At 67.3% G+C, this 13,894-nt stretch carries 14 protein-coding genes; 11 read left to right on the top strand and 3 right to left on the bottom strand.

All coding sequences use genetic code 11. The features are described 5' to 3' along the window. Positions 1 to 185: 185 nt before the first annotated feature. Entirely contained in the window at positions 186 to 1,310 is a 1,125-nt protein-coding gene (locus HLH34_RS06765; protein ID WP_183118836.1) for an OmpA family protein, read from the top strand. Positions 1,311 to 1,502: 192 nt separating this feature from the next. Then, entirely contained in the window at positions 1,503 to 2,066 is a 564-nt protein-coding gene (locus HLH34_RS06760; protein ID WP_240161524.1) for a GtrA family protein, read from the top strand. On the opposite strand, the gene tenA is transcribed toward HLH34_RS06760, so the two are convergent. Further along, on the bottom strand, positions 1,982 to 2,686 hold the full coding sequence (tenA, locus tag HLH34_RS06755; protein ID WP_183118835.1) for a thiaminase II: 705 nt from the start codon (positions 2,684 to 2,686) through the stop codon (positions 1,982 to 1,984). The genes HLH34_RS06760 and tenA overlap by 85 nt on opposite strands. A 159-nt stretch (positions 2,687 to 2,845) precedes the next feature. Between tenA and alaS the strand changes: the two genes are divergently transcribed. From alaS to HLH34_RS06730, 5 genes are all read left to right on the top strand, one after another. Next, positions 2,846 to 5,497 carry an alanine--tRNA ligase gene (gene alaS, locus HLH34_RS06750; protein ID WP_183118834.1) on the top strand — a complete coding sequence of 884 codons (2,652 nt, stop codon included), beginning with the start codon at positions 2,846 to 2,848 and terminating at the stop codon, positions 5,495 to 5,497. Between the two features lie 225 nt (positions 5,498 to 5,722). Then, positions 5,723 to 6,418: a carbonic anhydrase gene (locus HLH34_RS06745; RefSeq protein ID WP_183118833.1), complete on the top strand. Its 696-nt coding sequence runs from the start codon at positions 5,723 to 5,725 to the stop codon at positions 6,416 to 6,418. 19 nt (positions 6,419 to 6,437) lie between these two features. Then, positions 6,438 to 7,307, top strand: coding sequence for an endonuclease/exonuclease/phosphatase family protein (locus HLH34_RS06740; RefSeq protein ID WP_220792080.1), 870 nt, complete (start codon positions 6,438 to 6,440; stop codon positions 7,305 to 7,307). A 26-nt stretch (positions 7,308 to 7,333) separates the two neighbouring features. Continuing rightward, positions 7,334 to 8,296, top strand: coding sequence for an aldo/keto reductase (locus tag HLH34_RS06735; protein ID WP_183118832.1), 963 nt, complete (start codon positions 7,334 to 7,336; stop codon positions 8,294 to 8,296). Further along, the gene (locus HLH34_RS06730; RefSeq protein ID WP_183118831.1) at positions 8,286 to 8,993 is read left to right on the top strand and encodes an NUDIX hydrolase; all 708 of its coding nucleotides are present in this window, start codon (positions 8,286 to 8,288) and stop codon (positions 8,991 to 8,993) included. Before HLH34_RS06735 ends, HLH34_RS06730 begins: the two co-directional genes overlap by 11 nt. Here HLH34_RS06730 and HLH34_RS06725 read toward each other — a convergent pair whose 3' ends face one another. Then, positions 8,994 to 9,131, bottom strand: coding sequence for a hypothetical protein (locus HLH34_RS06725; protein WP_183118830.1), 138 nt, complete (start codon positions 9,129 to 9,131; stop codon positions 8,994 to 8,996). A 219-nt stretch (positions 9,132 to 9,350) separates the two neighbouring features. Between HLH34_RS06725 and HLH34_RS06720 the strand changes: the two genes are divergently transcribed. Both HLH34_RS06720 and HLH34_RS06715 read left to right on the top strand, forming a co-directional pair. Then, positions 9,351 to 9,950 (top strand): cupin domain-containing protein, encoded by a 600-nt coding sequence (locus HLH34_RS06720; RefSeq protein ID WP_183118829.1) that lies wholly within the window; start codon positions 9,351 to 9,353, stop codon positions 9,948 to 9,950. Positions 9,951 to 9,958: 8 nt separating this feature from the next. Then, complete coding sequence (locus HLH34_RS06715; protein WP_183118828.1) at positions 9,959 to 10,678, top strand: NADPH-dependent F420 reductase; 720 nt, start codon at positions 9,959 to 9,961, stop codon at positions 10,676 to 10,678. 20 nt (positions 10,679 to 10,698) lie between these two features. Here the strand turns inward: HLH34_RS06715 and HLH34_RS06710 are convergent, their stop codons facing one another. Continuing rightward, the gene (locus tag HLH34_RS06710; RefSeq protein ID WP_183118827.1) at positions 10,699 to 11,253 is read right to left on the bottom strand and encodes an HdeD family acid-resistance protein; all 555 of its coding nucleotides are present in this window, start codon (positions 11,251 to 11,253) and stop codon (positions 10,699 to 10,701) included. A gap of 354 nt (positions 11,254 to 11,607) precedes the next feature. On the opposite strand from HLH34_RS06710, the gene rpsD reads away from it, so the two are divergent. Further along, a complete protein-coding gene (rpsD, locus tag HLH34_RS06705; RefSeq protein ID WP_182940289.1) occupies positions 11,608 to 12,225 on the top strand; it encodes a 30S ribosomal protein S4 in 618 nt (205 codons plus the stop codon). A gap of 97 nt (positions 12,226 to 12,322) precedes the next feature. After that, the gene (locus HLH34_RS06700; RefSeq protein WP_183118826.1) at positions 12,323 to 13,894 is read left to right on the top strand and encodes a peptide chain release factor 3; all 1,572 of its coding nucleotides are present in this window, start codon (positions 12,323 to 12,325) and stop codon (positions 13,892 to 13,894) included.

The raw sequence follows: 13,894 nt of genomic DNA, 5'->3' as shown, positions 1-13,894 counted from the left end.
GATCCGTAATCGCCCCGAAACAAACTGTTGCTTTTTCAACACGCATCGCAACGGTAATGGCTGTCCTGCCAACGGATGGGTTCCTAATCCGGAACCGAAAGATCTATAGGGGGTTAAGCATCACGCTGAGGCTGACCGTCTATGGTTTGACGGCACTCGAACGGATGATCAAGAGGACGAAAATAATGCGTCTCCGCACGGCATTACTCGCCACCACGCTGATGGCGGCTGCACCTGTTGCCGCAAACGCTACCATCATTACTGGTCCGTACGTGGACCTGGGCGCCGGTTACAACCTGGTCCAGACCCAGCACGGCCGTTTCGCCAACGATCCTGTGGCTCGCCAGTCCAGCTCGTCGACGCTGCGCCACCATGATGGCTTCACCGGCTTCGGGTCCTTCGGCTGGGGCTTCGGCAACGGCCTGCGCGCCGAAGTCGAGGGCGTCTATAACTATTCGCAGATCAATCATCGCAGCGGCGTGCCGAACACGACCAGCGGCAGCGACCAGTCCTATGGCGGACTCGTCAACGTCCTGTACGACATCGACCTGAAGCAGTTCGGGATCGACATCCCCGTGACGCCGTTCGTCGGTGTTGGTGCCGGCTATCTGTGGCAGCACTACAACCCGACCACGACCAACTACATCAACGGCGCCACCACCCGTCTGGGCGGCACGAACGGCGGCTTCGCCTATCAGGGCATCGTCGGTGCGGCCTACGACGTTCCGAACGTCCCCGGCCTGCAGATCACGGCGCAGTACCGCATGCTGGGCCAGGCGTTCAGCGACGGCTCGTTCACCCATACGTCGTATGGTCCCGGCGCCGCTGGCCGCCGCACGGGCAACGTGAACTTCGACGATCGCTTCAACCACCAGTTCATCCTGGGTCTGCGCTACGCGTTCAACACGGCTCCGCCGCCGCCGCCGCCGGCCCCGGTCGTCGTGCCGCCCGCGCCGACGCCGGCCCGTACCTACCTGGTGTTCTTCGACTGGGATCGTTCGGACCTGACGGCCCGTGCGCGTGAGATCGTGGCCGAGGCCGCCCAGGCTTCGACCCACGTCCAGACGACCCGTATCGAAGTCAACGGCTACACCGACAACTCGGCTGCCCATCCGGGTCCGCGCGGTGAGAAGTACAACATGGGCCTCTCCGTCCGTCGCGCCAACAGCGTGAAGGCCGAACTGATCCGTGACGGCGTGCCGGCCAACGCGATCGATATCCACGGCTATGGCGAGCAGCATCCGCTGGTCCCGACGGGTCCGAACACCCGTGAGCCGCAGAACCGTCGCGTCGAGATCATCCTGCACTGATCTCTGCCGCGCCCGTTCGGGAGTGGTCAAAAAAGGGGGGTGCCTTCGGGCATCCCCCTTTTTTTGTCCACATTCACGTGACACCAGGGGACTGCTTTAAAAAAACGGTCGGGCCGAGCGCGCGTTGAAACGCTGGCCGAGCCATTTTCAACGCACGTTTCATCCCTTTTCACGTCAGGCGGTTCCCCCCTCTTGTCCGACTCCCTGTCCAGCCCCGCGGCATGCAACCCGTTACGTCCCGGGGCGACGTCCTCCACTGCGCGGGCGCGCGTCGGCCAATTCCTGAAATTCGGGAGCGTGGGTGGGCTGGGCCTGGTGTGGGATACCGTCACGCTCTATGCCACCCGCCCCATCCTGGGGCTGGCGGGGGCGACGATGGCGGCCTATTTCGTCGCCGCGACGATGAACTGGTTGATGCACCGCCACTGGACGTTTCGCCACGTGCGCCACGCGGATGGGGCCCTGACCCAGTGGATGCGGTTCCTGATGGCGAATTCCTGCGGGTTCGCCCTGAACCGGGGCACGGTCTTCACCCTGTTCCTGACGATGCCGCTATGCCGGGCCATACCCGCCCTGGCGCTGGCGGCGGGCTTGCTCGCCGGGATGCTGGCCAATTTCAACCTCAGCCGGCGCCTGGTGTTCCGCCACCATGACGCCGGCGCCGTACCGCGTCACAGCGGTCCGGACTGCCCCGCCAGCCAGAACGCCGCCTCCAGCCTGACGGACGTCCGGAATTCGGACAGCAGCATCGGATAGCGGGCATCGGCCCCGTAACGCGCGCCCAGCGTATCGAGCGTGTTTATCCCGGCCTCGACGAACCCGGTGAATTTCTCGCCGCTATAGAGCGCGATCCAGGGCCAGTACGGATTGCCCTCGCGCCGGGTCGCCGGGTCGGCATGCAGCCGTGCGCCGATCTCGCCGTATCCGATCAGGCAAGGGGCCAGTGTCACGATCAGGTCCAGCAGGTCGCCGGTCTGCGCCCGGTCCAGGATGAAGCGCGTATAGGCCAGAAGTTCCAGCGATTCCGGCTGGCTTTGCATGTCGGCCTCGGTCAGGCCCCAGGACGCGCAATAGGTAATGTGCAACGCCAGTTCCGTATCCAGAAGTCCGGTCACGATGGCCGAGGCGCTGCGCATGTCCTCCAGGGTGGCCCCCTTGTAGATGGCAAGGGCGTAGGCGCGCGCATACTGGATCAGGTAGAGATAATCCTGCACCAGGAAGCGCCGGAATTCGGCCTCCGGCAGGGTGCCGTCGGCCAGGCCGCGCACGAAGGGGTGGTGGATGAAACGGTCCCAGTCTCCGGCGCTGTCATGGCGCAACCGGCCCGCCAGCCCCTGTGTCAGCACGGGCCAATGCCGTTCCGCAGTCCATGTCATGATCGTATTCCCCCATATTCGTGAACGGCGCGCGCCCGGCCGGAGGCGCGATTCGACCGCCGCATGTGGCTCTACTCTTCCTGCGGCGCGCGCCCTGCGCTAGGTGATGAGGACCGAGGTCTCCGATTTCCTCCATTACAGGATCGTCTGTCTCCCGCCATGTCCACAACCAACGATATCCGCGCGGCCTTTCTCGACTATTTCGCGGCGAACGGTCATCAGATCGTCCCCTCGTCCTCTCTTGTGCCGCGCAACGACCCGACCCTGCTGTTCACCAATGCGGGAATGGTCCAGTTCAAGAACGTGTTTACCGGCCAGGAAACCCGGCCCTATTCGCGTGCCACGACCGCCCAGAAGGTCGTGCGGGCCGGCGGAAAGCATAACGACCTGGACAATGTCGGCTACACGGCCCGCCATCACACGTTCTTCGAGATGATGGGCAATTTCTCGTTCGGCGATTATTTCAAGGCGGAGGCGATCGAATATGCCTGGACGCTGATCACCCGCAATTTCGGCCTGCCGCGCGACAGGCTGCTGGTCACCGTCTATGCCGATGACGAGGAAGCTGCCGGCTTGTGGCGCAAGATCGCCGGCCTGCCCGACGATCGGATCATCCGCATCGGGACGTCCGACAATTTCTGGCGCATGGGTGACACCGGCCCCTGCGGCCCGTGTTCCGAGATCTTCTACGACCATGGACCCGACGTCCCCGGCGGCCCCCCGGGCTCGCCCGACGAGGACGGTGACCGGTTCGTCGAGATCTGGAACCTGGTGTTCATGCAGTTCTTCGAGGACCCGCCGGGCGTGCGTTCGCCCCTGCCCCGTCCCTCGATCGACACCGGCATGGGGCTGGAGCGCTTCGCGGCGATCCTGCAGGGCAAGCGCGACAATTATGACACCGATACCTTCCGCGCACTGATCCTGGCCTCGGCCGAGGCGACGGGGCAGGATCCGGACGGGCCGTTCCGGTCCAGCCATCGCGTGGTCGCCGACCATCTGCGTTCCACCTCGTTCCTGATCGCCGACGGCGTGCTGCCCGCCAAGGACGGGCGCGGCTACGTCCTGCGCCGCATCATGCGCCGCGCCATGCGCCATCTGCACATGATGGGCACGCGCGAAACCGTATTCCACAAACTGGTGCCCACGCTGGTGCGCCAGATGGGCGCCGCATACCCCGAACTGGTGCAGGCCGAAGCCCTGATCCGCGAGACGATGCGCGGCGAGGAGGAACGGTTCAAGGCGATGCTCGATCGCGGGCTGGCGCTGCTGGCCGACGAAACCGCGCATCTGGGCGACGGCCAGCCCCTGCCGGGCGACGTGGCCTTCAAGCTGTACGACACGTTCGGCTTCCCGCTGGACCTGACGCAGGACGCCCTGCGCGGCAGCAGCCATGCGGTCGATGTCGCGGGCTTCGATCAGGCGATGCAGGTGCAGCGCGCCCGCGCCCGCGCCGCCTGGTCGGGTTCGGGCGATACCGCGACCGAAACCGCATGGTTCGAGGCCCGCGACCGCTTCGGCGCCAGCGAATTCCTGGGCTACACCACCGAGCAGGCGGACGCCGAAATCCAGGCCATCGTCAGCGGTGGCCTGTCGGTGACCGAGGCCGGAGCGGGCGCCGAGGTCGCACTGCTGCTGAACCAGACGCCGTTCTATGGCGAAAGCGGTGGGCAGGTGGGCGATACCGGGCTGATCACCGCGCCGGGCCTGCGCATTGCCGTGACCGACACGCAGAAGCGACTGGGCGACCTGATGGTCCATTACGGCACGGTGATCGAGGGCACGATCCGCGTGGGCCAGGCCGTCACCGCGACCGTGGACCATGACCGCCGCAGCGCCATCCGCGCCCATCATTCGGCCACCCACCTACTGCACGAGGCGCTGCGCCGCCGCCTGGGCACGCATGTCGCCCAGAAGGGCAGCCTGAACGCGCCGGATCGCCTGCGCTTCGACATCAGCCAGCCCCGGCCGATCACGCCCGAGGAAATCGCGGACATCGAGGCCGAAGTAAACGCCCGCATCCGCGAGAACAGCGCGGTCGTCACCCGCCCGATGTCGCAGGAAGAAGCCGTCGCCATGGGCGCCATGGCCCTGTTCGGCGAAAAATACGGCGACGAGGTCCGCGTGGTGTTCATGGGCACCCCCGACGACGACCGTCCGGCCTGGTCCATCGAACTGTGCGGCGGCACCCATGTCGGCCGCACGGGCGATATCGGGCTGTTCCGCATCACGTCGGAAGGCGGCGTATCGGCCGGTATCCGCCGGATCGAGGCCGTGACCGGCAAGGCGGCGGAACAGGCGGCCGTGGCGACCGAACAGCGCCTGGAGCAGATGGCCGCGATGCTGCGCGTCTCGGCGGCCGAAGCGCCGGAGCGCCTGGCGGTGATCCTGGAAGAACGCAAGGCGATGGAACGCCTTGTATCCGACCTGCAGCGCAAGCTGGCCAGCGGCGGAGACGTCGCCAGCGCGACCGAGACGATCGGCGGTGTGGGCCTCATCGCCCGCAATGTCGGCGACCTGCCGGCCCGGGAGCTGAAGCCGCTGGCCGACGCCCTGCGCAAGCAGGTCGGCTCGGGCGTCGTGGCGCTGGTCGCCACCGCCGAGGGCAAGGGCAGCCTGGTCGTGGCGGTGACGGGCGACCTGGCCGAACGCCTGGACGCGGTCGAACTGGTGCGCGTGGCCAGCGCCGCCATGGGCGGCAAGGGCGGTGGCGGACGTCGCGACATGGCACAGGCCGGCGGCCCCGACATCGCCCAGGCCGAAGCGGGCCTGGAGGCCGTTCGCGCGGCCCTGAGAGCGCTGCCGGCGGCCTGACCCGACATGCCCCGCCCCTTTTTTCGGGGGGCGGGTCGTGACGGCCGTCTTTTCAAATCGCGTCGCGTCACTGACATAGTATGTCCCGCGGCCGATCTGGTGGAACTCCGTATTTTCGCCATCCGTTAACGTGCTAGTCTTACAAAGCACGGATCATGCCGCCGCCCGTCCTATCGTGCAGGGCCGAACGGGGCACGGTTCTCACTTCGGAATACAGGGACACCCATGGCCGACACCAAAGCCAAGACGACACTGATCGAGCTTCTGCAGGGCGTGGAAAAATTCAATTCCGAGGTCTTTCCGCAGAATCGCGAGCTGTTCGCCGAGCTGGCCGGCCAGCAGTCCCCCAACACGCTGTTCATCGCCTGCGCCGACAGCCGCGTGAACCCCAGCATGATCACCCAGACCCAGCCGGGTGACCTGTTCGTGCTGCGCAATATCGGCAACATCGTCCCCGCCTACGGCGAAATGCTGGGCGGCGTGTCGTCGGCCATCGAATATGCGGTGCTGGCGCTGGGCGTATCGCACATCATCGTCTGCGGCCATTCCGATTGCGGTGCGATGAAGGCACTGCTGGACGATCCGGCCAAGCTGACCAGGATGCCCACCGTAGCGTCGTGGCTGCGCAATGCCGAGGCCGCGCGCGCGGTCGCCGGTGCGCTGCGGGCGACCGATGCCGGCCCCGAATCGGTGCGGAGCCTGGCCGAGCAGAACGTCCTGCTGCAGATCGCGCACCTGCGCACGCATCCGGCCGTGGCGGCGGCGCTGGCCCGCAACGAGCTGATCCTGCAAGGCTGGTTCTACGACATCGCCAGCGGCGAAGTCGTCGTGCTGGACGAAACCACCCGCCACACCATCCATGTCGACGAAGCCATCGCCCGCCTGAAGAACACGCCCGAGGACGCAGCGCCGGCGACGTAATCCGGGGCGGGTGGCGCTCTTGCCCATCCGCGCCTGGGTTGCCTGCGCGACGATCCTGGCACTCTGCGCCGCTCCGGCGGCCCAGGGCCGGACGATCAAGATCTCGACCTGGAACCTGGACTGGCTGACCGACCGAGCGGCAGGCGACCCCGCCCTGCCGCTCGACGTGCGCCCACGCGACCTGGCCGACCTGCGCCGGCTTGCGGCCTATGCGACACGTCTGGACGCCGACCTGGTGGGGTTCGAGGAAGTGGATTCCGCCACGCTGGCGGCACGGCTGTTTCCCCCCGGGCGCTACCGGATCGTGATGGCGGACGACCGTGTGGTGCAGCACAGCGGCCTGGCCGTCGCATCCGGCCTGACGATCGAACGTCATCCCGATCTCGTGACGCTGGACGTCTATCCCCCCGACGCGCCGCACCATCTGCGCGCGGGCGTGGACGTCACTATCGGGGACGGCACGGCCAGTCTCCGCATCCTGGTCGTTCATCTGAAGGCCGGGTGCCGCGATGCGCCGCCGGCCGACCGGCGGCCCGCCTGCCGGACGCTGGACCGGCAGATGGCCGTCCTGCGCGACTGGATCACCGAACGGCAGGACGAAGGGGTGCCGTTCATGGTCATGGGCGATTTCAATCGCGAACTGACCCCGACCGATCCCTTCATGCGCGCGTTGCAGGATGACGGCCCCCTCACCCTGGTGACGGCGGGACGGGCCACCCCCTGCTGGGGCGGCGCCTATTTCATCGACCATCTGCTGCTGGGCAACCAGGCGCGGAGCTGGCTGCAACCCGACAGCCTGCGGGTTCTGACCTATGACGAACGGGACCCGGCGCAGGCGCGGCATCTGTCCGACCATTGCCCGGTGTCGGTCCGCCTGGCGATGCCGTAAGATCGAGATCGGAAAGGACATCGCGAATGGAACAGCGTCACCTCGGCCGCTCCGGCCTGATCGTCTCGGCCGTCGGGCTGGGCTGCAATAATCTGGGCGGCCGCATCGACCTGGAAGAGTCCCGCGCGGTGGTGCACCAGGCGCTGGACAGCGGCATCACGCTGTTCGACGTGGCCGATGTATATGGCCGGCGCGAAGCCCATTACGGCGCGTCGGAGGAGGCGCTGGGCGCCATCCTGGGGCCGCGCCGCAACGATATCGTGCTGGCGACGAAATTCGGCATGCCGATGGATGCCGAGGGTCGCCGGCAGGGGGCCTCCCGCCGATACATCCGTGAGGCCGTCGAGGCCAGCCTGCGGCGGCTGCGTACCGACCGCATCGACCTCTACCAGATCCACACCCCCGACCCGGCAACCCCGATCGAGGAGACGCTGCGCGCGCTGGACGATCTGATCCGTGGCGGCAAGGTGCTGTATACCGGGTGCTCCAACTTCCCGGCCTGGCAGATTGCCGATGCGCAGCACGTGGCGCGGGCGGCGGGTGTGCCCGGCTTCATTTCCTGTCAGGACGAGCTGTCGCTGCTGGCGCGGGGCGCCGAACGCGCGCTGATCCCGGCGATGCGGCATTTCGGGCTGGGATTGTTGCCCTATTTTCCGCTGGCCAGCGGCGTGCTGACCGGCAAATATCGCCGCGATGCCCCGCTTCCCGAAGGCAGCCGGCTCGGCGTATGGACCTATTTGCGCGACCGCTACCTGACCGGCGCGAACTGGACGCTGCTGGACGGGCTGGCCGCCGTCGCCGACACGCACGGCCGCACGCTGACCGAACTCGCGTTTGGCTGGCTGCTGGCGCACGATCTGGTGGGGTCGGTCATCGCCGGCGCCACCCGGCCCGCGCAGGTGCTGGCCAATGTGGCCGCCGCCGCGCGTCCCCTGTCGACCGCCGAACTGGACGCGATCACGGCCATCCTGCCGCCCGATGCCGCCTGAACCGATCCCGGCCCACTGGCCGTCCATCCCCGTCCTGCCCGGCCTGACGGTGGAGACGGTTCGGGGGATGCCCGCCCTGCCGCCGGATATCGACCGCCTGATCGACGCCATCTGGCAGGCGCGCCTGGCGCAACCGCCCCGCCTGTTCAACGGACGCGTCTTCAGCGCCGACCGGATACAGGCCGATCGAATTATCGGGTATTGGAGCGAATATCGCCGTGTCTTCGCCCAGATGACCCACCCCGAGCTGTTCGGGGTGCTGCGCCTGCAGCCACTGGCGGTGAATGGCGTCCTGCATACCCCGGACGGTATAGTGATGGGCCGGCGCGAAGCCGCCAGCACCTATCTGGCGGGATACTGGCATACTCCGCCCGCCGGCAGCGTCGAATCCCGCCAAGGCGAGGACGATGTCGACCTCGCGCGTGAGGTCCTGGCGGAAGCCGAGGAGGAACTGGGCCTGCCGCCGGCCCTGCTGACGGTTCACCGCCCCTTTCGGGCGGTACGCCATCCCCGCACCCACGTCGTCGATATCGGCATCCGCCTGATTACGGATCTGCCGTTCACGGACATCCGTCGCCACTGGAAGCAGGCCGGCAATGGCGAGTACGACACGCTTGCCGTCGTGCCGCACCACCAGGAAGCCGAATGGACGGCCCGCGCGGATGTACTGCCCAGTACACGCCTGTTCCTGATGTGATCAGGTCGGCCAGACACCCGAAAAACGGGCGGCATGCCAGCCGACCCCAAGCATGACGATCACGAACAGGATCGCCCCCATCAGCTGAAATATGTCCCTCACCGGGGCCTGCTGCGGCGGAGTCACGATTTCGGGCATGCACTATCCCCCCGGAAAACCCTCGATTTCCCTGCATACCCGTCGCGCGGTCGATACGAAAAGGCCGGAATATATATTTTTTCGCCACAGTGACGGGATCGTGTCCGGGCAGCCCCCCTCACGCACGGGATGCGATCCTAAACTGGTTTTCACTGGCCGGTATCGAAACGGCACGGACATACTGCACACTCTCTTCCTCGCCGTTGCAGGAGAACGGACGTGACCGTATCCCGACGCGCCTTTCAGAGCCTCCTGGCCGGCCTGGGCCTGTCCCTGACAGGCCGTCAGGCCCAGGCCGCCGGCCGAACCGGCGGCCACGACATCGACTCGTTCATGCTGCCCCGCAACGACTGGGTGCCGAACAACGACCATCTGCCGGTGCTGTACTATCGCAATGCGGTCGCCCTGCGCCCCGACGATCCGGCGGCGGGGTTCGAGGAGCTGTTCACCACGAACGGCTGGCCGCCCCGATGGCGGTGGGGCGTCTACAGCTTCCATCATTATCATTCCACGGCGCATGAGGTGCTGGGCGTCGCCTCGGGGTCGGCCCGCCTGATGCTGGGCGGCCCGGGGGGCCGTATCGTCGATGTCAGCGCAGGCGATGTCGTCGTCCTGCCCGCCGGCACGGGGCATCGCAATCTGGGCTCGGACGACACGTTCCTGGTGGTCGGGGCCTATCCGCCCGGCCAGGATTTCGACCTGCAACGCGGCCCTTTGCCGCCCGCCGCCCTGGGCCGGATGAACCATGTCCCCTTCCCCGCCAGCGACCCGGTCACCGGGGCCGCGGGCTCCCTCCCCGCCCTGTGGCACCAGACCTGACGGACGAGATGACCAAGCATAGCCTGCCCCTGCGACGCCGCACCCTGCTGGCCGCGTTGTCCGCCCTGTTCGTCCCCGCCGCATCGCGCGCCGATCCCCCCCTGCGCATCGGCACGATCGGCGCCGGACATGTCGGCAGCACCCTGGGGGGCCTGTGGGTCCGGGCAGGACATCCGGTGATGTTCTCGGCCCGCGAGGTCGCCGAAGCCCGGTCGGTCGCGGCCGGGCTGGGGCCGCTGGCCCAGGCCGGCACCCCGGAACAGGCGGCCCGGTTCGGCGATGTCGTCCTGCTGGCGGTTCCCTATGGCGCGCTGCCGGCAATCGGCGCCGCGCTGCATGGGGTGCTGGCGGGTAAAACCGTCATCGACGCCTGCAACCCCTATCCCTGGCGCGACGGGGACGTGGCGCGCCAGGCGCGCGAACAGGGCGCGGGCGTCACCACCCAGTCGTTCTTTCCCGGCGCGCACGTCGTGCGGGCCTTCAATTCCGAGGATATGAGCACGCTCGACGCCGAGGCGCACCGGACGCCGCCTTTGCTGGGAATTCCCTTCGCCGGCGACGATCCGGCCGCGGCGCGCACGGTCGCGGGCCTGATCCGCGACGCGGGGTTCGATCCCGTCGCGGCCGGTCCGCTGTCGGCGGCACGCCTGTTTCAGCCGGGCGCCCCGGGATTCGAGGCCGACCTGGCGGCCCCCGAACTGCGGCGCCGGCTGGGGCTGCCGTCATGACGGCAGGCTGATTGCCGCCTTCAGATCGTCGGCGGCCCCGAAAGGGCGTTCGCCTGCCGCAGGGCCAGGCCGAACTGGATCCAGCCAATGCCCGCCGCGATCAGTTCCACCGCGATGAAGGTACCGATCAGCCACAGCCCCGACCACGGCAAGGTCATATACAGGCACACGCCCACCAGCAGGCTGATCAGGCCGCCCCCCAGGATGATCCACCATCCGTTCAGTTCGCTGTGGCGGGCCGCGATGATCATGCGCGTGGTCCCCGACACGATCAGGCAGATCGACACGAACACCGTCAGCACGATGGATCCGCTGACCGGCTCCTTCATCAGCAGGACGCCGCCGGCGACGTAGAGCAGGCCGCCCAGGAACGACAGGGCAAATCCGCCCCAGTCCCGCACGGCGAAGGCGTGGAACAATTGCGCCGCGCCGGCAATGACCAGCAGGATGCCGATGATGACCGTGCTGGCCAGGGTGACGGAAATCGCATCGACCCACGCGACGATGCCCAGCGCGATGGAAACCAGTCCCAGCAGGACGAATAGTCCCCAACGCTGCGTGAACGGAGTAGCCATGGGTTCTCCTTGTTTTCCTTGATGAACTGCGGGGACTATAGGGGACGATCGCACCGCGCGACATCGGCTTTCGCGACGCATCGGCCATGTCTGCCAGCCGGACCGGGCGGCCAGACTGGGCGGCCGGCGCGCGCCCGTGATTGACAGGCCAGGCTCCTTGCGCCTATACGCCCCCGCATTGCCGGGAACGTGGACGATCCGGCCGGTGCCAGAACGGGTGTTGCTCCCCGGTGCCGGTAATACGGGTCGCGCCCGCCCTGTTCATGCGGAACAGGGCCTACCGGTGCAATATGTGACGATGACGCGGCCCCCGGGCCGTCGACATGTCATGTCGAATATGGAAGACAGCGCGCGATGAGCAAGCGCCTCGAGAGCAAGTACAAAATCAATCGCCGCCTTGGCGTGAACCTGTGGGGCCGTGCGAAGTCCCCGGTCAACAAGCGCGAATACGGCCCCGGCCAGCATGGCCAGCGCCGCAAGCAGAAGCCGTCCGACTTCTCGGTGCAGCTGATGGCCAAGCAGAAGCTGAAGGGCTACTACGGCAACATCAGCGAGAAGCAGTTCCGCAAGTATTACGACGAGGCCGTCCGCCGCAAGGGCGACACCTCCGAGAACCTGATCGACCTGCTGGAGCGCCGGCTGGATGCGGTCGTCTATCGCCTGAAGTTCGCGATGACGCCGTTCGCCGCCCGCCAGTTCGTCAGCCATGGCCACATCACGGTCAACGGCCGCAAGGTGAACATCCCGTCCTACATCGTCCGTGACGACGACGTGATCGAGGTCCGCGAGAAGTCCAAGCAGCTCGCCATCATCCTCGACGCCTCGCAGAGCGGCGAGCGCGACGTTCCGGAATACATGGAAGTCGACCACCGCCAGATGAAGGGCCGCTTCCTGCGCGCGCCGAAGCTGTCGGATGTCCCCTATCCGGTCCAGATGGAACCGAACCTGGTCATCGAGTTCTACTCGCGCTGATCCCGGTCCGGAAACGGACAAACGTGGCGCCGGGCGTGGGGGACACCCTCCGCGCCCGGCGTCCGTGTTTTTGGACCCCGCCGTCACCGCTGTATAAATGGACCTGCCCGTGAACGCCGAGCCCGCCACCGCCCTCGCCGCCACCATCTCCCGGGAGATCGCCCGGCGGCGGACGTTCGCCATCATCTCGCATCCCGACGCGGGCAAGACGACGCTGACCGAACGCATCCTGCGCGCGGGCGGCGCCATCCAGCTGGCGGGCAATGTCCGCGCCAAGGGCGAACGCCGCCGCACCCGGTCGGACTGGATGGGCATCGAGCGCGACCGCGGCATTTCGGTCGTGACGTCGGTGATGACGTTCGAATATGGCGGCTGCATCTTCAACCTGCTGGATACGCCGGGCCACGAGGATTTCTCGGAAGATACCTACCGCACCCTGACGGCGGTCGATTCGGCGGTCATGGTCATCGACGCCGCCAAGGGGATCGAGGACCGGACGCGCAAGCTGTTCGAGATCTGCCGCCTGCGCGACATTCCCATCGTCACCTTTATCAACAAGATGGACCGCGAGGCGCAGGACCCCTTCACCCTGCTGGACGAGATCTCGTCCGCGCTGGCGCTGGACACCGCGCCGGCGACATGGCCGGTCGGCCGGGCGGCCAATTTCGTCGGCACCTACGACCTGCGGTCGCGCAGCCTGCATGTTCCCGCGCCGCTGGAGCAATCCGACCCGCGCATGGTGCAACTGGGCGAGGACCTGGAACTGGCCGAGGCCGCCCTGCCGGAATTCGACCGCGACAGCTTCAATGCCGGGCACCTGACCCCCGTCTTCTTCGGCAGTGCGATGAAGGAAATCGGCGTGACCGACCTGCTGGACGCGCTGGTGGCCTTCGGGCCGCCGCCCCGCGACCAGGCGACCGAAAGCCGCGTCGTGCGCGCCGATGAAACCGGCCTGACGGCGCTGGTCTTCAAGATCCAGGCCAACATGGACCCCAACCACCGCGACCGCATGGCCTTCGCGCGCATCTGCTCGGGCCGGCTGGAACGCGGGATGCGGCTGAAGCATGTGCGCATCGGCAAGCAGTTCGCCCTGCATACCCCGCAGTTCTTCTTCGCCCGCGACCGGCAGCTGGCCGAGGAAGCCTTTGCCGGCGACGTGGTCGGCATTCCCAACCACGGCACGCTGCGCATCGGCGACACCCTGACCGAGGGCGAGGACCTGCGCTTTACCGGGGTGCCGTATTTCGCGCCGGAAATCCTGCGTCGCGTCCGCCTGGACGACGCGATGAAGGCCAAGAAGCTGCGGCAGGCCCTGACCGAACTGGCCGAGGAAGGCGTGGTGCAGCTGTTTCGCCCGCAGGACGGCGCGCCGCCGATCGTGGGCGTCGTCGGCACCCTGCAGCTGGACGTGCTTCAGGCGCGGCTGGGCGGCGAATACGGCGTCGCGATCGGTTTCGAATCGACGCCCTATTCCCTGGCCCGCTGGGTCACCGGGGATCGGACGAAGCTCGAGCTGTTCGCCGCCGCCAATCGCTCGGCCATGGCCGACGACATCGACGGCGACCCGGTCCTGCTGGCCAGTTCAGCGTTCATGATGCGCCGGACGACCGAGATGAACCCCGACCTGGCATTCCACGACATCAAACAGATCGGCGTCGAGACGCGCTAG

The sequence above is a fragment of the Gluconacetobacter azotocaptans genome (genome assembly GCF_014174355.1).
Taxonomy (GTDB): Bacteria; Pseudomonadota; Alphaproteobacteria; order Acetobacterales; family Acetobacteraceae; genus Gluconacetobacter; species Gluconacetobacter azotocaptans.
This window is presented reverse-complemented; position numbering and strand designations above follow the sequence as displayed.